General features: G+C 39.2%; 22 protein-coding genes. 2 read left to right on the top strand and 20 right to left on the bottom strand.

Going from position 1 to position 19,311, the window contains the following annotated elements; translation table 11 throughout:
• Positions 1 to 12: 12 nt before the first annotated feature.
• From yqeK to CD33_RS14770, 7 genes are all read right to left on the bottom strand, one after another.
• Positions 13 to 576 (bottom strand): bis(5'-nucleosyl)-tetraphosphatase (symmetrical) YqeK, encoded by a 564-nt coding sequence (yqeK, locus tag CD33_RS14800; RefSeq protein WP_036201779.1) that lies wholly within the window; start codon positions 574 to 576, stop codon positions 13 to 15.
• Complete coding sequence (locus CD33_RS14795) at positions 563 to 1,135, bottom strand: nicotinate-nucleotide adenylyltransferase (protein ID WP_036201778.1); 573 nt, start codon at positions 1,133 to 1,135, stop codon at positions 563 to 565. Before CD33_RS14795 ends, yqeK begins: the two co-directional genes overlap by 14 nt.
• Before the next feature lie 10 nt (positions 1,136 to 1,145).
• Positions 1,146 to 1,451: a ribosome assembly RNA-binding protein YhbY gene (yhbY, locus tag CD33_RS14790; protein ID WP_036201777.1), complete on the bottom strand. Its 306-nt coding sequence runs from the start codon at positions 1,449 to 1,451 to the stop codon at positions 1,146 to 1,148.
• 21 nt (positions 1,452 to 1,472) lie between these two features.
• Positions 1,473 to 2,303 carry a shikimate dehydrogenase gene (aroE, locus tag CD33_RS14785; RefSeq protein ID WP_036202302.1) on the bottom strand — a complete coding sequence of 277 codons (831 nt, stop codon included), beginning with the start codon at positions 2,301 to 2,303 and terminating at the stop codon, positions 1,473 to 1,475.
• A gap of 46 nt (positions 2,304 to 2,349) precedes the next feature.
• Complete coding sequence (gene yqeH / locus CD33_RS14780) at positions 2,350 to 3,453, bottom strand: ribosome biogenesis GTPase YqeH (RefSeq protein WP_036201776.1); 1,104 nt, start codon at positions 3,451 to 3,453, stop codon at positions 2,350 to 2,352.
• Positions 3,453 to 3,971, bottom strand: a complete 519-nt coding sequence (locus CD33_RS14775) for a YqeG family HAD IIIA-type phosphatase (protein WP_036201775.1) — start codon at positions 3,969 to 3,971, stop codon at positions 3,453 to 3,455. Before CD33_RS14775 ends, yqeH begins: the two co-directional genes overlap by 1 nt.
• Positions 3,972 to 4,057: 86 nt before the next feature.
• Entirely contained in the window at positions 4,058 to 4,840 is a 783-nt protein-coding gene (locus tag CD33_RS14770) for a phosphatidylserine decarboxylase (RefSeq protein WP_036201774.1), read from the bottom strand.
• A gap of 122 nt (positions 4,841 to 4,962) precedes the next feature.
• Here CD33_RS14770 and pssA point away from each other — a divergent pair, with 122 nt between their 5' ends.
• Together pssA and sigK are read left to right on the top strand one after the other, a co-directional pair.
• Entirely contained in the window at positions 4,963 to 5,502 is a 540-nt protein-coding gene (gene pssA / locus CD33_RS14765; RefSeq protein ID WP_036201773.1) for a CDP-diacylglycerol--serine O-phosphatidyltransferase, read from the top strand.
• 124 nt (positions 5,503 to 5,626) lie between these two features.
• The gene (sigK, locus tag CD33_RS14760) at positions 5,627 to 6,373 is read left to right on the top strand and encodes an RNA polymerase sporulation sigma factor SigK (protein WP_036201772.1); all 747 of its coding nucleotides are present in this window, start codon (positions 5,627 to 5,629) and stop codon (positions 6,371 to 6,373) included.
• Between the two features lie 220 nt (positions 6,374 to 6,593).
• Here the strand turns inward: sigK and mtnN are convergent, their stop codons facing one another.
• From mtnN to alaS, 13 genes are all read right to left on the bottom strand, one after another.
• Entirely contained in the window at positions 6,594 to 7,286 is a 693-nt protein-coding gene (gene mtnN / locus CD33_RS14755; protein WP_036201771.1) for a 5'-methylthioadenosine/S-adenosylhomocysteine nucleosidase, read from the bottom strand.
• A 66-nt stretch (positions 7,287 to 7,352) separates the two neighbouring features.
• Positions 7,353 to 8,033, bottom strand: a complete 681-nt coding sequence (locus tag CD33_RS14750; protein WP_052130280.1) for a YrrS family protein — start codon at positions 8,031 to 8,033, stop codon at positions 7,353 to 7,355.
• A 271-nt stretch (positions 8,034 to 8,304) separates the two neighbouring features.
• A complete protein-coding gene (gene greA / locus CD33_RS14745; RefSeq protein ID WP_036201770.1) occupies positions 8,305 to 8,787 on the bottom strand; it encodes a transcription elongation factor GreA in 483 nt (160 codons plus the stop codon).
• A 238-nt stretch (positions 8,788 to 9,025) separates the two neighbouring features.
• The gene (gene udk, locus CD33_RS14740) at positions 9,026 to 9,664 is read right to left on the bottom strand and encodes a uridine kinase (RefSeq protein ID WP_036201769.1); all 639 of its coding nucleotides are present in this window, start codon (positions 9,662 to 9,664) and stop codon (positions 9,026 to 9,028) included.
• Positions 9,664 to 10,941: a peptidase U32 family protein gene (locus CD33_RS14735; protein WP_036201768.1), complete on the bottom strand. Its 1,278-nt coding sequence runs from the start codon at positions 10,939 to 10,941 to the stop codon at positions 9,664 to 9,666. Before CD33_RS14735 ends, udk begins: the two co-directional genes overlap by 1 nt.
• Positions 10,942 to 10,959: 18 nt before the next feature.
• Positions 10,960 to 11,892: a peptidase U32 family protein gene (locus CD33_RS14730; RefSeq protein WP_036201767.1), complete on the bottom strand. Its 933-nt coding sequence runs from the start codon at positions 11,890 to 11,892 to the stop codon at positions 10,960 to 10,962.
• 6 nt (positions 11,893 to 11,898) lie between these two features.
• Positions 11,899 to 12,531, bottom strand: a complete 633-nt coding sequence (locus CD33_RS14725; RefSeq protein ID WP_036201766.1) for an O-methyltransferase — start codon at positions 12,529 to 12,531, stop codon at positions 11,899 to 11,901.
• A gap of 167 nt (positions 12,532 to 12,698) precedes the next feature.
• Positions 12,699 to 13,793 carry an endolytic transglycosylase MltG gene (gene mltG, locus CD33_RS14720; RefSeq protein ID WP_036202297.1) on the bottom strand — a complete coding sequence of 365 codons (1,095 nt, stop codon included), beginning with the start codon at positions 13,791 to 13,793 and terminating at the stop codon, positions 12,699 to 12,701.
• 635 nt (positions 13,794 to 14,428) lie between these two features.
• The gene (locus CD33_RS14715; RefSeq protein ID WP_036201765.1) at positions 14,429 to 14,950 is read right to left on the bottom strand and encodes a DUF1292 domain-containing protein; all 522 of its coding nucleotides are present in this window, start codon (positions 14,948 to 14,950) and stop codon (positions 14,429 to 14,431) included.
• A gap of 132 nt (positions 14,951 to 15,082) precedes the next feature.
• Complete coding sequence (locus tag CD33_RS14710) at positions 15,083 to 15,394, bottom strand: DUF1292 domain-containing protein (protein ID WP_036201764.1); 312 nt, start codon at positions 15,392 to 15,394, stop codon at positions 15,083 to 15,085.
• Between the two features lie 294 nt (positions 15,395 to 15,688).
• The gene (gene ruvX / locus CD33_RS14705) at positions 15,689 to 16,105 is read right to left on the bottom strand and encodes a Holliday junction resolvase RuvX (protein ID WP_036201763.1); all 417 of its coding nucleotides are present in this window, start codon (positions 16,103 to 16,105) and stop codon (positions 15,689 to 15,691) included.
• An 8-nt stretch (positions 16,106 to 16,113) separates the two neighbouring features.
• Positions 16,114 to 16,380 carry an IreB family regulatory phosphoprotein gene (locus CD33_RS14700; RefSeq protein ID WP_036201762.1) on the bottom strand — a complete coding sequence of 89 codons (267 nt, stop codon included), beginning with the start codon at positions 16,378 to 16,380 and terminating at the stop codon, positions 16,114 to 16,116.
• 168 nt (positions 16,381 to 16,548) lie between these two features.
• Positions 16,549 to 19,209 (bottom strand): alanine--tRNA ligase, encoded by a 2,661-nt coding sequence (gene alaS, locus CD33_RS14695; RefSeq protein WP_036201761.1) that lies wholly within the window; start codon positions 19,207 to 19,209, stop codon positions 16,549 to 16,551.
• Positions 19,210 to 19,311 lie beyond the last annotated feature (102 nt).

The following is a 19,311-nucleotide window of genomic DNA, read 5'->3' as shown; positions in this document are numbered from 1 at the left end:
TCTCTATAACGCCTAGGCGTTTCTTGAAATAACATCATTGAAGCATTCGATCGATACCGGGTAGATCGGTTGCTCGGTGTCGACTAAAAACCTGATTGAATGACTAATACATGCTTTCATAGCCTTATCCAAATTCTCATGCGCTGCTTCTCTAAGCTCTTCCACGCCGACAAATTTCCGGTTCGGCTCGATCATATCTGCTATATAAATGATTTTCTCTAATTTTGACATACCTGCCCTGCCAGTTGTATGAAAACGAATGGCATTCAAGATATCTTCATTTTTAATATTAAATTCAGTTTCAGCTATCCATGCCCCTATGGGACCATGCAAAATTTCAGAGCCCCAATCCACAAGTCTCGAATCCAGCCCCTTTTCTTTCACAATGGTGCGCATCCAATCTTCATCGGCATACTTTGCAATATCATGCAGGATGGCAGCTGTTTCAGCGGCGGTGGGATCCTCGCCATATTTCCCGGATAGGTGAAGCGCTGTTTCCATTACCCCAATAGTATGAATATATCTTTTTTCAGGCATACGTGGTTTTATTGCTGCTAAAAACTTATCGCGTTCCATATAGACCTTCCTTCCGAATATAACTTTCCACACCATCGGGCAATAGGAATAGCAATGTTCTACCTGTCTTAAATCGTTCCCTAATGAATGTGGAAGATAAATCGATTTCAGGAGCCTCCACAATTTTTACGTCATATGTAGTGGACGACTTAGATCCCGGCCTTTTCAATCCAACAAATCGTACCAGCTTCATCAGTTCGTCTATCTTGTACCAATTATGGAGGGAATCGATCATATCGCCTCCGATGATGAAATAAAATTGAACATCCGGCTCCCGTTTCGATAACTCCAACATCGTATGGTACGTATAAGATACGCCGCCAAGCTCCAATTCAATTGGTTCAACTTTGAAATGATCATAGGGCTTGATAGCGATTTCTACCATTTTGAGCCGATTTTCCATCGATGCGTCATCGACCAAATGTTTATGTGGTGCAATTGCATTTGGCATAAATCGGATTTCATCAAGAAAAAGCGCATGATACGCTTCATTTGCCATTATTAAATGTCCGATATGAGGTGGGTTGAACGTCCCACCTAAAATGCCAACTTTCTTCATTGCTCACACCTTATTTCTTGTTTACTTTTGGTAATACGATCTTTTTGTTATTTCTAGACTCTTTATATAAAACAACCGTCAATCCGATCAGTTGCACAAGTTCAGCACCAGTTCCTTTGGCAAGAGCATTTGCAACATCATGCTTATCTTCTTCACAATTGTCTAAAATACGTACTTTTATTAATTCACGGGCTTCCAATACGTCACGTAATTGACTGATCATTTGATCGTTTACGCCACCTTTGCCCACTTGGAAAATCGGTGTTAAATGATGTGCTTCTGCACGTAAAAATCTTTTTTGTTTGCCTGTAAGCATAAAACGTTGTTTCCTCCTAAATTAACTATGCTCTAATTCATCAGTTAATCTTTTTATCATATTATTTGTGTTTGGATACTGTTCTAACCAATAATTAAATGCGATTGCTCCTTGGTGGACGAACATTCCAAGACCATTTACAATTTTGGCGCCCTTCATTTGTGCCTCCAATAAAAATGGTGTCATTAATGGATTATACACAATATCCGAAACAATTGCTCCTTCATGTAACTTTTCAAGGGATAAAGGCAAAATAAATTCACTATTGCCAAGTCCAGCAGAAGTGGACTGTATCACAATGCCGAACTTGTCCAGCGATTGTTCAGCCTCTTCTATCGAAAGCGCTCGACCTTCACCTAGCTCCGAGACAATCTCCTCGGCTTTTAAAACTGTACGATTGGTAACCGATATATTGGGATAACCATATTGCTGCAATGCAAAGGCAATGCCCCGCGCTGCACCTCCTGCACCAATCAACAGCACTTCGAGATTTTTCTTCTCTTTGCCTATTACTTCTTCCAGTGAATGGACAAATCCCGCTCCATCCGTGTTGTATCCTTTCAGTCGTCCATCAGGAAGGTGCACCACCGTATTGACGGCACCCATTTTTTCAGCAAGAGGATCGAGTTCATCTAAATATGGAATGATGGTTTGTTTATGTGGTATCGTGACGTTCCATCCACTTGCCCCTAGTATTTTTAACGAAGCGACAGCATTTTCCAAGTCTTCGCTTTTCACATGCACCGGAATATAAGCTGCATCAATGTTCATTTCGTCGAACCAAGTGCCATGCATATTGGGGGATTTCGAATGATTAATCGGATCCCCGATCACAGCAAACCATTTTTTCATTTCGATAACCTCGTCTTCCTTGTTTATACTATCTGCCATCAATAATTTATATTAAAGATGGACGAATAAACACCTCTACCCCTTTAGGAGCATGTGCGGCAATGACAACATTTGCATGCTGCACGGTAATCCAACCCAATCCAGAAATGACCACATCGGTCTTCCCCTCTTTAATGGCGAATTCGTGTCGTACAAGCTCAGGAAGCAGATGTATATGCTCCTTCGATGGCGGTGAAAGGAGCTCCCCTTTATGCTCTTCATACAACTTGTCCGCTTTTTCAAGCTTTGTTCGGTGAATCGGCAAATCATTTGCAGCATAGACTGTAAAGGCGGAACGATCACCCTTTACGAAATCAAAGCGAGCAAGTGCACCGATAAATAAAGTTTGCCCTTCATTTTGCTGGTATACTTTCGGCTTAATTTCTTTTTTGGGCGTGATATATTTTAATTCACTTGAATCGATATGATGTGCCATTTGATGATGATTGATTATGCCAGGTGTATCATAAATAGCTGCTCCATCATCAAGGGGAATTTCAATCATGTCCAGCGTTGTTCCAGGGAAATGGGAAGTCGTGATGACATTTCCTTCACCAGTTGCCTGTTTGATAATTCGGTTGATAAAAGTGGACTTTCCTACATTCGTGGAACCAACAACGTAAACATCCTTGCCATTACGGTGCATTTCAATCGCATCCACTACCTCTTCCATACCCATCCCTTTATGGGCGCTTACAAGGATTACATCAATTGGTTGCAGGCCCAAGCTTCGAGCTTCACGTTTAAGCCAGTTGATCACCTTCTTAGGCTTCACTGATTTAGGCAGTAAATCCGCTTTATTGGCAACCAATAACACCGGATTCTTTCCTACGAAACGGTGAAGACCGGGTAACCAGCTCCCATTAAAGTCGAAAATATCGACAATTTTAACGATTAATCCTTGTTGCTCCCCAAGTCCGTTCAAGATTCGCAGAAAGTCGTCATCCGTTAAACTAACAGGTTGAATTTCATTATAATTTTTCAAGCGAAAACATCTTTGGCAGATAATCGCCTCTTTTTCTAATGAAGATGGCGGTGCATATCCCAATTCTTTCGGATTCTCTATTTGAATAATAGCTCCACAGCCGATACAGCTAGGCATTTCACTCATTATTGTTCCTCCCAAGTTTTAATTCCTTTGCGCTTTAGCATATTAAAGACACGTCGTTCTATAAAACGATTAAAAAGCGTAACAAAACCATCCGACTCTGCAACAGGTCGGACTAGAAATGTATATAATTTCAAACGATTTGCACCCATTATATCCGTCAATAATTGATCGCCAACCATTGCCACCTCATTACTTTTCAAGCGTATTTCTTTCATTGCAGCATAGTATGCTGCCCCAAGAGGTTTTTTTGCTCGATAGATAAACGGAATACCCAGCGGTTCAGCAAATCGTTTTACACGTTCTTGATTATTATTCGATGCAATAATGACGCGGATCCCTGCATCTTGCATTAGTTTCATCCAAGCAGCAATTTCTTCTGTCGCATCCGGTCTGTCCCATTCGATCAAGGTATTATCCAAATCTGTTATAACCCCTTTAATGCCAAGGGAAGCTAATTTTTCCGGTGTAATTTCGAATACAGTAGTTACAAACTCTTTCGGCAATAAAAAATTATACAAAGCCTTAACTCCTTCAAAAAATTATATGATACCTTTTATGCATTTGGAGGATGGTTCCTCTGATAGTAAAGATTCTCATTGGACAATTATAACATACTTGCGATTGGTTCTCCCATCTTCACATTATGCCCTTTTTTAATATTTTCAGTAAAGGTTACAAAGTCTTCTTCAAATAACATAACGACCGTTGAACCAAACCCAAAGAAGCCTATCTCTTCACCTTTTTTCCAAGCAGTTGATACATTTGTTAAGGTAATTGAATTCACAAACATCGCTCCCACCTTTACAAGGGTCACATGTTTCTTGTCATGAACTTTTACTTCACTGACCATGCGATAGTTTTTACTGATGGGATTTTTACCGTAAGTCAACCCCAACTGATTTACCGGGTAAGATTTATTCCCAAGTGAATATTGGCGAATCACCGTACCATCTATTGGACTGTGGATTCGATGGTAATTAGCGGGACTTAAATAAAATACAACATATTTCCCTTTTCTATATTTATCTATAACATGCTCATTCCCCATCAATTCCATGATTGTATACGGCTTGCCTTTTACTGTAAATATCGCTGCCTCATCTATTCGGCCATAGCTCTCAACCTTTGCATCAACGGGGCTGACGAAGAGATTGGACGACTGATTCACAGGTCTAGCTTCTTTTTTTAACTGCCTAGTGAAGAAATCTTGTAAACTTGCAAAACTATCTAAATCACTTGAAACCTCGGTTGTATCTATTTCGTATACTTTACTGTACCGTCCGATAAGATTTTTGCTCATCGGTGAACTTACAAGCCTCTTCAGTAGTAATGAACTGTATTTTCCGTTCGTAAGTTCAATTAGTGATTGATAAATTTTTTCTTTCATAAGTAACCCCCGATAAATCTCTTAATTTTTTATGTAATGTTAAGGTATTTTTATTGACTTACAATTTATGCTGTTTCGAAGTATAATATATAAATATATTTAGCGCAAAGGAGTGTTTCCCCATGTTTATTATCCATATGGTGGATTCCACGATTAAAAAAATTAAATCGCACGCTGCTAATCTAATTACACTTTGTAATTTGTCTTTCGGTGGTGCCTCGATTATGGCAACATTAAATGAAGCATATAGTTATAGTGTTTTGTTTATTTTCATTGCTGCATTTTTGGATCGGTATGATGGCAAGGTAGCAAGAAAATTCAATCAAGAATCGGAGCTTGGCAAACAGTTGGACTCTATGGGTGATATTATATCATTCGGTGTAGCCCCCGCTCTATTAATGTACGAAATTATTTTGGCCGATTTCGGGATGATTGGGATAATCTTCACCATTCTATATATTGCTTGTGGGGCATACCGCTTGGCCCGCTTCAATATTTCCGAAGCTACAGGCTATTTTGTAGGATTACCTATCACTGCTGCTGGAACTTTTTTAACATTTTCATATTTTCTGATCCCTGCAGTCGGTCCTCAATTTTATTTATTTCTTTTCCCCATACTCTCCGTCCTTATGATTTGTACATTGACTCTAAAAAAAGTTTAAACTTTTCGATGCATCGCTCATGATTGCATCGTTTTTTTTATACTTTTCTTAATTTGATCGCCACTACTCATTTTCCAGTGAAGTTTATCATATAATGTCGAAAAAAGCAGAAAGGATGACGTGATTGAGCGGAATTTTTGCATCACTAATGCAGCTTTGGCTGGACATTCCGTCATTACTTGGTTATTTAAAGGGGCAGGCTTTTCATCGGCCTTTTACAAAAGAAGAAGAAGCAAAAGCAATTGAACGTTTCATGGCCGGCGATGAACAAGCACGTCTTGACTTGATTGAAAGAAATATGAGGCTTGTCGCACACGTCGTCAAGAAATTCCACCCTCAGCATGAACAACTAGACGATTATATATCGATTGGCACCATCGGGTTGATGAAAGCAGTCAGCAGCTACACACCCGATAAAAAGACCCGTCTAGCCACTTATGCGGCACGTTGTATTGAGAATGAAATACTCATGCATTTACGCGCACAAAAAAAAGTGCAAAAAGATGTATCTCTGTTTGAACCAATTGGAGTAGACAAGGAAGGTCAATCTCTTCAAATTCGTGATTTACTGCAAATGGAAGAACAACCTGCCATCGATAAAATCGAGCAAAAAGAAAGCTTTGAGCAGTTGTATGCTTATTTAAATACTTTGGATGCCAGGGAACTCGAGATTATTGTATATCGGTATGGATTAAACAATAACGACCCGTTAACTCAAAAGGAAATAGCCAAAAAACTTAAAATTTCCAGAAGTTATGTATCACGAATAGAGAAGCGTGCACTTGTAAAGCTCTATCAGCAATTTAAGCATAATCAAGCTGAAAAAGAAATTCGTAAAGCAGAAATGGAATCCTCCCATTTTGACAATTAAAATAAGCTCATTAAGGTTACCGTTAACCTTAATGAGCCCTCTTTTTAGTAGTATGTTTTTTCTTTAGCTCCAGAATAAATAATAATTCCCAAAATCGCTGTAATCGCTACAGAACCTGCCATAAGCATTAACATAGCCTAACCTCCTAACACTTTCATAATTCTATATTACTTTGATTTTTTCTCCGCTTCAAGTTCGTTTATGAACAAAGGGTGAAGAATTACAGTTTCTCAATTGTTTTTAATACAATTTCCGTAGAATGCTTTGCTGCAACAGGTAAAAATTCATCAAAGCTAATGTTGGATTCTTTTCCGGCGATATCAGATAATGCGCGAATGACTACAAAAGGTGTTTTAAACTGATAGCATACTTGCGCCACGGCAGCTGCTTCCATCTCAACGGCTTTCATTTGTGGGAAATACTCCCTTACTTTGGCTACACGTTCTGGATCGTTCATAAATGAATCTCCGGAGCAAATTAAACCTACCCCATATTGATGCTCGGAAATTTCGGAAACAGCCTCTTCTGCCAGTCTCATTAAACGCTCATCCGCCTTGAAAGCCGGAGGTAATTGTGGGACTTGACCCATTTCATAATTAAAAATTGTTACATCCACATCATGATGGCGCACTTCATCGGAAATAACAACCGCCCCCACTTCCAGAGCAGGATCGTATCCACCAGCCGAACCTGTATTAATGACAACATCTGGTTTAAACTCGTAAAGGAGTGCTGTAGTAGTCATAGCGGCATTTACTTTTCCAATTCCACTTTTCAGCAAGACAATCTCTTTGTCCATGTAACTTCCTGTTGTATATTCACTATTGGCAATTGTCGTTGCTTTACTATTTGATAGTGCGTTTCTTAGTAATTCAACTTCTTCTTCCATTGCCCCGATTACTGCAATTTTCATAAATAATTCCTCCAATTCTTGACACACATATATTAAAGAATATATGCTGCAACGTCAATAGATTGGTTATCTTGTACCTACAGATTGATTCAGCTTTTCGACTTTTACAGGTTTCCATCCTTCATTTTCCAACCATTCAATATAAATCCGGTAATTTTCAGTCTTATCACCTGAAGATACAACTGCCACCGAGCTATTTGGCCCGCCATTGTTCTTTACTGACCAAAAGATTGTATTGCTTTCATCCAATTGAACAGCTTGACGAAAAGCTTGTAACTTTTCTTCGTAATCGGGATGGCCTTTTTCGTATGCAGAAACGTGTTCGCCTTGTTGTTTTGTTGGATTTACTTTCCACTCCGGATTAATAATGACCTCTTCAACCATCGGATCATTCGATGCTTGAACAATGATATTTGAATCGGAATCTTGATCCGGATTTGTTTGCTCTCCAGATTCCGGCTCCACACGTTCTATCCCCTCGGCAGACACCACATTTTTATCCGTTGCATCGGCACTTTTAGTATCTTCTTTTTCAACGTTATTATTTAAATTTTGTTTTTCAACCGTTTCATCCGCCTGTTCTTTTTCGTGGTCATCATCATTAAAAATTGCGACTACATTTAATATGATAAGGATTGAAACGACAGCGATTAAGATATTCAAGATTTTGTCCATTTTGTTTTTCTGTTTCCGCTGATCATATCTTTTATTTTCTGAACGCGTTAAAGATTCTTGTCCTTTAGACATAAACTGAATCCCCCTTTACCTCATTAGCTTTATTGTATCAAGATTCCGTTTTAAAGCCATCAATATGGCTATATTTAATATTCTTGTCAAATTTTTAAAGTAAATGAAAAAGTCGACAAAACCTTTATATGATTTCGCCGACTTTGGTATTCAAATATTGTTAGAATTGAACCTTTTGATGGATATATAAACTAACTTTTCCCTTTATAAAAGAATCCTAATTGACAGGCTATGTATAAAGCCAAATAGAAAGGACACCAAGAAACCGGAATTAATTAGCCGTTTTAATTGAAACGATACGTACTTCCATATCTCCGCCCGGAGTTGTTAATTTAACAATATCGTCCACTTTACGACCCAATAAAGCTCTCGCGATTGGGGAATCGTTTGAAATACGGCCTTCAAAAGGATCTGCTTCTGCTGAACCAACGATTGTATATTCTTCTTCGTCACCATCTGGGAGTTCTACGAAAGAAACAGTTTTACCTAAAGTAACAACATCACTTTCACCAGATTCTTCTATAATCAATGCATTACGTAACATAGATTCAATTGTAGTGATACGGCCTTCTACAAACCCTTGTTCTTCTTTCGCTGAGTCATACTCGGAATTCTCAGATAAGTCCCCGAAACTTCTAGCAATTTTAATACGCTCTACTACCTCTTTACGTTTAACAGTAATCAAATGTTCCAATTCTTCTTCCAACTTCTGTTTACCAGCCAATGTCATTGGATATTGTTTTTCATTTGCCAAATTAGTTCACTCCTTAAATCTTCACGAATTATACTTTGAAACAATACTATACACACCTTGCTAAAGAAAATGCAATCGTTTTCTATTTAGGCTGTAATAATAAAACCCGGTTAGTAGTTAAGCATATGAGGCTTGGGGAATGATTAGAAGTCCCTGCGCCCACTTAACTAATAACCGAATTCGGTTTGAAAACGTACTATTTGTATATGCTAATTAATTCCAACACTCCATCATCATATTACACAATTGTAGTAGTTTCAAGAATTGTTTTAATTTTTGTTACCATTAAATCGATCGCAACTTCATTTTCTCCACCTTCTGGGATAATGACATCTGCGTACCTTTTTGTTGGCTCAATAAATAAGTTATGCATTGGCCGGACAGCCGTCAGATATTGTTCGATAACAGAGTCGATTGTTCTGCCTCGTTCTTTAATATCTCGCTCAATACGACGAATTATACGTAAATCCGAATCTGTATCTACAAATAATTTAATATCCATCAAATCTCTTAATCGTTTATCTTCCAGAACAAGGATTCCTTCGAGGATAATTACATCTTTGGGATCCACATGTATGACCTCATCGGCACGTGTATGATTAACATAATCATACACCGGTTTATCGATGGCTTGTCTTTGCAATAAAGTATTGATATGCTCCAGCAATAAATCGTTATCGAAAGCCAGCGGATGGTCATAATTCGTTTTCAGACGTTCTTCGAATGTTAAATGGCTTTGATTTTTATAATAGTAATCTTGTTCAATTACAACAACGGAATGCTCACGAAAGACATCATAGATGGCGTGAGTCACGCTCGTTTTCCCTGAGCACGAACCGCCTGCAATCCCTATTACTAAAGGGCGCTTTTTGGACATTAAATATTCTCCTTTCGCATCATGTTGTAGCTGAACAACGGACGCTCACACTTAAATTTGATAATTTGCAATGGGTGGTTGGCAACCTCTAGTTCATTTCCCTTTTCATCCCAAATTTGTCCAACTTCCAATTTGAAGGATTCGATATCAGGGCCGAAGAATTCAACTGTATCACCTGGTTTGAAGTAATTTCTCTGCTGTAAAGTAACCATTTGTGTCTCTTGGTCATAGTCAAGAACGAGACCGGCAAAATCCCAATTTGTTTTCGTTGCATGTGTTCCGAACATTTGCTGTTCATAACCCGGCTCTCCTTCAAAGAAACTCGATGCAGTTGGACGGTTGGCACAACGATCCAATTCTTCGAGCCATTCTTTCTTGATCTGGAAATTTTCCGGATCTGCACAATAGGCATCGATCACTTTACGATAAACAGAAACTACTGTAGCCACATAATGAATGGATTTCATGCGGCCTTCAACTTTTAATGAGTCAATTCCAAGCTCAATCATATGGGGAATAGATTCAATCAGCTTCAAATCTTTCGGACTCATGGCGAACGGTGCATCACCATCAGTAAATAGAGCTTTTTCTTGCCCATCAACTTCTTCATATAAATCATAATCCCAGCGGCAGGATTGGCAGCAGCCGCCACGGTTGGAATCACGGGCAGTCATGTGGTTCGATAGAACACATCGCCCTGAGTAGGCAATACACATCGCTCCGTGAACAAAAGCCTCGATTTCTATATCTACTTCTTTTTTCATCTTTAGCATTTCTTCTGCTCCAACTTCGCGGGCAAGAACAACACGGTGAAGCCCTTCTTGCTTCCAGTACTTCACGGCCTTCCAATTCGATAATGATTGCTGTGTCGAAAGGTGAATTTCCAGTTTCGGTGCGACGCGGCGACATGTTTCGATAATTAAAGGGTCTGCAACGATGATTCCTTTTACACCCACTTCTTCGATCGCTTGTAAATATTCTTCTAAGCCAGCCATATTTTCGTTATGAGCAAAGATGTTGGTCGTTACATAAATGACTGCACCATATTTTTTTGCAAATTCAACACCTTCGCGCATTTCTTCAATGGAAAAATTACCTGCATTTGAACGCAATCCAAATTCCTGGCCACCAATAAATACGGCATCCGCACCATAGTGGACTGCCACTTTTAGCTTCTCCAAGCTTCCAGCTGGTGCAAGCAACTCTGGTTTTTTAGTAATAACTCGTTTACCATTTACGGTTTCTCGAATATTCTCGTTTTCGATTAGTTGTAACAAGGCTGGGGGCACTCCTTCCTAATATACTGTTTCCTTAAAGATGAAACCTGTATCCAATGGACGTATTTCCGGCTGTATTTTCTCAATTTTTTCCAACAGTTCGTCCTTGATTTCTTCGTACGCATCTACACCATGTTCAAAATACATATCGATAGCTTGTCGATAACATTTTGTTACCGTATTGATGTAATCTTCCGTATGAAGGACACCATCAAATTTAAGAGAATCTATACCTGCTTCAAATAGTTCTGTTAATTCATCGATAAGACACATATCATTCGGAGAGAAAATATGTGTTCCATTCAGATCCTCATAAATCGGATATTTATTTTTACGTTCTTTATCATGTAAGAACATATTTTGATTCGCTTTACGATTTTCAATTTCCATTACTTGGTCACGATATAAGAAATAATTCCCAAGCAATGAGCGTTTTGATTGGAACATGCATGTCATGCCATGTATTTGGACTTCGATTTCAGGCTTTGCATTCTCCTTAATTTCAATTACTTCGTCCAGGGAAAGTTCACGGGCAAGAAATGCTCGTTTTGCACCACGTTCGAACCAGTAATTTGCTTGGAACCAGTTTGTTGCAATTGTTTCAGGATTCCAGTGGAGCGGGATTGTCATTTCCAATTCACGTACTGCAACTACCACCGCCGGGTCACCAAAAATTAATGCATCCACCCCAATTCGTTGCAACTCTTTTAAGTAGTTCTCAAGCGCATCTAATCGGTCATTATGGAAAATGGCATTTACAGCGACATAGACTTTTTTTCCGGATTCATGGATAAGCCTTGCAGCTTCCTCCACTTCGATCAAAGAAAATTCGCCTGCCAGACGCAAACCAAATCGTTGTTCCCCAATAACAAAAGCATCCGCACCCGCTTCGATTAACGACTTAATATGATCTACCGACTTGGGTGTCACTAATAATTCAGGTTTTTTCATACTACGTCACCTCTTTAAACAAATTAATAAGCCATCCCCGACTGGGAAAAATGTACTATCATACTCCGGGTGGGCCATAATCCAGTCAGCAAAGGTCTTCAAATTTCGAATCATCGTTCTTTTACGCCTCGGCACATCTTTTAAATCTAAATCTGATAATCCATGCATGTACATGTTATCGATATATATGATACCGCCTGAGGGGACCAATGGTGAGTACTTTTCAAAAAAGCGCATATATTGGCCTTTCGCCGCATCAATAAAAACAGCATCAAAAGTAGATTGTATACTTTCCACATCCACTTCCAACGCATCGCCTTCGACCACTGTAATTCGATTAGACACTTCTGAACGTGCAATAAATTCCTTTGCAAGACGAACTCGTTCTAAATCCCTTTCAATTGTTACAATTGTGCAATTTGTCAAGACACTAGCCATCCTTATTGCAGAATAACCAATAGCAGTCCCTATTTCCAATATGCTTGATGGTTTTTGAACTCGAAGCAGCTGATTAAGTACATCGATCGCCGGCAATTGCATTATTGGGACATGTTGTTCCTGTGCGTACTCCTCCATTTCCAATAATAACGCGCTTCGTGGCTGAATAAAGGATTCTATATAAGTGTTTGAAATTTCCATTATGTAAGCCCCTTTTTATTGAATAGATACTATTTACCTTTGATTAAAATAGTAGGAAAGTGTCAGAATATCTATCTTCTCTGTCAAAAAAATCACAATTTATAATATCATGAAAAGAGAAGGAAAGCGAATAAATAAATCTACCCGTTTCCTTCTGTCATTTCACGTTATTGATCAAGATATTCGTCTATATTTTGCAGATGCTCCTCATACGATTTTGCAAAGTGATTATTGCCTTCCGTATCAGCCAAGAAATATAGATACTCTGTATCTGTAGGATTAAGGGCTGCTTCAATTGAAATTTTGCCTGCATTGGCTATCGGACCCGGAGGCAACCCTTGAACTACATACGTGTTGTACGGATTGTCCACTTCCAAATCTTCGTATAAGACACGATCTTTATGCGAGCCAAGCGCATACAAAACAGTAGGATCTGTTTGCAATGGCATATCGATCTCCAAGCGATTGTAGAATACACTGGCGATAGTTTCGCGATCTGTCTGTGCGGTAGCTTCCTCCTCAAGCAACGAGGCAAAAGTTAACAGTTGATGCGGTGTCATTTCCTTCTCCTCAAGCAATCCGCCATACTGCATTACAACATCATTAGTTAAAGATATCATCGTTGAAACAATCTCGTGTAATGAAGGTTTTTCCTCATAGAATGCATATGTCGAAGGATATAAATAACCCTCCAGCGAATAACGAATATTACTGTTGAAAACTTCCTCCGTAATTAAATCCGGGTAAGTGCCCATCATATTCTGGATAAATTCTTTGCTTGAAACCAATTCCATAAACTGTTCGGATGTGTATTCCGTATGTTTGGCCACGATTTCGGAAATTTGCTCCAAAGTCAATCCTTCTGGTACCGTAACACTAAATACAGGTTCATGATATACCTTACCAGTTTTTAAGCTTTCGATAATTTCATCAAGTGTCATGGACTGAGTCAATATGTAATTACCTGCTTGGAAATTCGATTCATTTTTAAATTTTGTGTAGTATTTAAAAATACGTGCATTTTTTATAACACCGTTTTTTTCTAAAATCGATGAAATGGTTGATATACCTGAACCCATAGGAATTTCCACTGCAATTTCATCGGTACTGTCCGGGTCGATCGGTTCTAGCGCGGACTTTACATAGAAATAACCACTTACTCCCACTATTCCAACGATCAATAATATAACTAACGTCACGATCGTCACAATACGTCGTACAACGCGTCCTTCTTTTTTACGTATCTTCATTTTCTCAATCATCTCTTGTTTCTTAGATTCATTATTCTCCACCAGCGTACCCCCTTACATCTCCTAATATGATACAAGAAAATGCATATGGTGACAATGAAGAGTGTCCAAATGTACATTGGACACTCTTCATCTGCGCCGAAAGCGTAGCGACAGGCGCAATGACTTTACTGAGCGTAGGCACTTATTACAGAAACAACTCTTTTCGATATGTGACGGTTTTGTCTGCACCGAAAGCGCAGCGACAGGCGCAATGATGCCTCAGTGCCCCGTACTGTCATAAATAGTAGGATTAGGCTTCGAGAGGTTGCCTCAGTTCCCGATGCTACTTTAAACTAGCGAAATTGGGCTTCCACACACAGTCTCAGTGACCGATGCTACTTTAAACTAGCGGAATCGGGTTTCGAGACACAGTCTCAGTTCCCGATGTTGCCATAAACAAGTGGAATCGGGCAGCGAAGTCCAATCTCGGTTCCCAGTACAACAAAAAAGTCATGACAATAGACTTGGAGAAAACATCCTCAGTCCTCTAATTTATCTGAAATCCGATAGAGCATCCACTTTACACTTCGTAACAAAACCATAAAAAAAAAGGATAATCCAGTGTGTTAAGCAACACATTGTATTATCCCTAACTCGTAATTTTATTATTTTTGATTCAATGTCTGTAGTTCCTGTTCAACTTTATCCCATTCTTCATCTGTCTCAATCGGCAACAGGTCTTGTACTTCCCCTTTGTCACCCGCAATATAGCTTGCTGCGAAAATTTCGCCGATTTCTTCCTGGTCCGCGAATGTGTAGAAAATGTAGGACTTATCAAACTCTTCTAACTCAAAGCGATGGATTACTTCACAGACAACTTCTTCCCCATTTTCATCCGAAATTGTAAAGAAATCTTCCTCCCCGTCCCCGAATTCAGCGATTAGCGTATTCAGAACTTCATCAACCATTTCCCATTCACTTTCAGTCTCCAGTGAAGAAAAATTTGTCATTTCCCCATTTTCATCGAGTTCGAATCGAAGTGCAGAAACTTCCTCGCTGTCATTTCCATCTTCGTCTACAAGAGAATATAGCACATAAGAATGTTCCTCACTGTCAAAAGTCATGATGGTCCTGCATTGCTGTTCAGTTCCATCCTCCAATTGAATTTTAAAATATTGCTCGTCCATTTAGGGCACCTCCAAATTTTTTTACAAAATCCTTTTGCTAATTCAATAAAGCAAGAAACTACTATTTCTTCTGAGTGCTTCCTTATGAATAAAAAAGGTAGGCAAATTTACGCCTACCTTTTCATTTAATTTTTATTCTTCTTCGTCATCAAATTGATCTTCAAGCTGATTTAATACATCTTCGATTAAATCCCATTCTGCTTCAGTTTCAATCGGTTCTAATTCACCGTCTTCACCGTTTTCAGATGGTGTGAAGGCAGATGCGAAAATTTCGATTTGCCCTTCGTCGTCTTCTTCTGCACCAACTAAAGAATATAGTACATAAGATTTGCCAAATTCTTCAGAATCAAAAGTATGGATTACCTCGCATAATTGCTCGTTTCCATTTTCATCGACAATCGTAATATGTCGTTGTTCGTGATCGTGATCGTGTTCTTGTACCATTGTGGTCACCTCTTCATAAATTTTCAATGTTGCTGCTCTTGTCGTGCGAAAGTTTCTATTTTCGCCTCTGATCTTTTGCTTCTATTGCAGTTTCTCTAAAGCAAGAAGTTACTTGACAGCTATTTGCTACTATACCAAATCAGAGAACTTTTTGCTCTTAATAAAGCTTTCGGGGCGAAATGTTCGAAATAAATCGTCCATTTGCACCCCTGTTGCTTCACTTTCAGGATAAAGATCCTCTTGTCTCTATCGCATACTTTTAGCACATAAGATGAACATCCACCTTGTCGAATGTTAATTTTTGCTATCCAAATACCCTTGCAGAATCATTACAGCCGCCATTTTATCAATTACTTGCTTGCGTTTTTTACGGCTAACATCCGCATCGATAAGCATCCGCTCTGCGGCCATTGTGGTTAAACGTTCGTCCCATAATTTGACAGGAAAATGGAAAGTCTCTTCCAATAAGGTTTTATAATTATTGGAAGCTTCCCCACGAGGACCGACTGTATTGTTCATATTTTTAGGAAAGCCCACCACAAATTCGGTAACAGCATATTCCTTCACAAGCTCTTTTATACGTTCAATTCCAAAATCGCCAGTTTCTTCGTTGATTTTAACGGTCTCGATTCCTTGTGCAGTCCATCCTAATGCATCGCTAATCGCAACGCCGACAGTTTTCGAACCTACATCTAAACCCATAATTCTCATATTATCTATTATGCCTCGTTATTCTTCTTAATATAAAACTTTACAAGCTCTTCAAGAATTTCATCGCGCTCAAGCTTACGTATTAAATTTCGTGCATCCTGATGGCGAGGGATGTATGCCGGATCACCAGATAAAAGATAGCCTACAATTTGATTTGTAGGATTATACCCCTTCTCCTCTAGTGAAGAGTACACCTTCAGCATGACTTGCTTTACTTCTTGTTCCATTGATTCTTCTGGGAAACTAAATTTCATTGTTTTATCAAACGAACTCAAGACCAGCACCTCGCTTTCAGAAATTGGGAGATGCTAAGACGTACTACATCCCCATTTTCTTTATTATAACTTATTATAGCTTTCAATCAAATATCGGAATGGTATTCTCACCAATTTTTGTTAAAGAAGTGAAATAATATAAGTACTACACTCTTCTCTCAAGTGAATTTAAAATGATTTAACGTAATCATACACAGAAATTAATGCTTCTTCAAGTTTCGAAGCATCCTTCGCTCCGGCCATCGCCATATCCGGACGACCGCCACCTTTACCTCCACAAGCCTCAGCCACATTTTTCACGATATTCCCTGCATGATAGTTCCCGCCAACTAAATCCTTCGAAACGCCAGCACAAAGCATTACTTTTTCACCATCGACTGCACCAAGTACAATGACGGCCTTCTCTAACTTTCCTTTTAAATCATCCATCATTTGGCGAAGTTGATTGTTATCTTTTGCATCCACTTTCGTTGCTAAGACAGTCACATCCCCAATCTTCTGAGCTGCATCCAAAACTGCACTTGCTTGCGAATTAGCGATTTTTTGCGATAATGCATCATTTTCACGTTGCTGTTCTTTTAGTTCTTGCTGCAAGTTTTCGACACGTGATACTAAATCTTTTGGATTAGCTTTCAAGAGACTGGCTGACTCTTCTAAAATACGTTGTTCCTCTTTAACAGCTTCATATGCCGCTTTGCCAGTAACAGCCTCGATACGTCGAGTTCCCGCCCCGATTCCAGCTTCCGATACAATTTTGAATAAACCAATTTCAGAAGAACGTTTTACATGAATACCACCACATAGTTCGACAGAATAGTCACTAACTTGTACAACTCGGACTAAGTCTCCATATTTTTCGCCGAATAACGCCATTGCTCCCATAGCTCTAGCGTCTGCAATTGGCATTTCCTCAATAACTACTTCAATATCATCCCAAATTTTCTCGTTAACAATACGCTCGATTTTTTCTATTTCTTCTTTTGTAGCCGGACCGAAGTGAGAGAAGTCGAAGCGCAATCGATCTGGACCAACATAAGAACCAGCTTGGTTAACGTGATCTCCTAATACATCTTTTAACGCACTTTGCATAATATGTGTTGCTGTATGATTCTTCACAACCAAATTACGTTCATTGCGATCAACTTTTGCTTTCACAGTATCATTTAAGTGCATTTCACCAGATTCAACTACAACCGTGTGTAGGGATTGACCGTTAGGGGCTTTTTGCACATCTTTTACAAATGCTTTGAATGTATCATTTTCAATTGTTCCGTGATCGGCTACTTGGCCACCCATTTCAGCATAGAAAGGAGTTTCAGCCAGAATTACGAGTACTTCTTCCCCTTCTGAGGCCACTTCCACAATTTGACCGTTTGCTACCATGGCAACAACTGTAGTATTGGCTTGCAGCGTCTCATAGCCCACAAAATTGGATTCCTGCTTCAAGTTCGACAAAACTTCGGATTGAACCTGCATCGAGTCAACATCCGCACGGGCTGCACGAGCACGTTCACGTTGTTCTTCCATAGCCTTTTCAAAACCTTCGTGGTCTACCGTCATACCTGCTTCTTCTGCATATTCCTCAGTAAGTTCCACCGGGAAACCATACGTATCATATAGACGGAATGCATCGCTGCCCGGAATGACATTCAAGCCAGCTTGCTTTTCTTTTTTAATAACATCTGAAAGGATTGCTAAACCACCATCAAGAGTTTCATGAAAACGATTCTCTTCGTTTTTGATTACTCTTTGAATAAATTCTGCTTTTTCCTTTACTTCCGGGTAGAAGTCTTGCATAATTTCCCCCACCGTCGGAACCAATTCGAACATAAACGGCTTTTCGATGCCGATTTGTTTTGCATAACGAACAGCACGGCGCAGTAAACGGCGCAATACATATCCACGTCCCTCATTAGAAGGAAGTGCGCCATCTCCAATTGCAAATGCTACTGTACGAATATGGTCAGCGATTACTTTAAATGGAGTATTGATATCTTCTTCACTGCCAAAAATCTCTTTTAAGTCAATTTCACCTGGACGTTTGTATGGACGATTAGCAAACTCTTCAATCTTTTCAATAATCGGCATAAATAAATCTGTATCGAAATTTGTTGGGACATTTTGAACAACTGATGCCATACGTTCAAGTCCCATCCCAGTATCGATATTTTGCTTTGGCAGGGGCGTGTAAGTACCATCTGGATTATGGTTGAATTGTGAGAATACTAAGTTCCAAATTTCCAGGTAACGTTCGTTTTCTCCCCCTGGATATAATTCCGGATCACTTTCATCGTCTCCATACTCAGGACCGCGATCATAGAAAATTTCGGAGTTCGGACCTGAAGGACCCTCACCGATATCCCAGAAGTTTCCTTCGATTCGGATTAATCGTTCTTCCGGAATGCCGATTTCATTTTTCCAAATATCGTATGCTTCCTTATCTTCTGGATGGATCGTAATAGATAATAGTTCCGGATTGAATCCCATCCATTTTGTGTCCGTCAAGAATTCCCAAGCAAAGTGAATCGCCTCTTTTTTAAAGTAATCCCCGATTGAGAAGTTACCCAACATTTCAAAGAAAGTATGGTGCCGAGCAGTTTTCCCTACATTTTCGATATCGTTTGTACGAATTGATTTTTGAGCATTGGTAATCCGAGGATTATCAGGGATGACTCGTCCATCAAAGTACTTTTTTAAAGTGGCCACTCCTGAATTAATCCAAAGTAACGAATTATCATTAATTGGTACTAGTGGTGCCGATGGTTCTTGTGCATGTCCTTTTTCAATAAAAAAGTCTAAATACTTGCGACGAATATCTGTTGCTTTCATTTTTTGATATACCTCCAAATTAAGTTGAATTTGATTTTACGTGATGGTGTTAAGTTTAAGCTTTTCTGACTATTTCCGCCAGTTTGGATATCAATCCTTTGG

Origin of the sequence: Ureibacillus sinduriensis BLB-1 = JCM 15800, from assembly GCF_000772955.1 — a bacterium.
In the GTDB taxonomy this organism is placed as follows: domain Bacteria; phylum Bacillota; class Bacilli; order Bacillales_A; family Planococcaceae; genus Ureibacillus; species Ureibacillus sinduriensis.
Note: the sequence above shows the minus strand (reverse complement) of the source record. Positions and strands in the feature narration are given on the sequence as shown.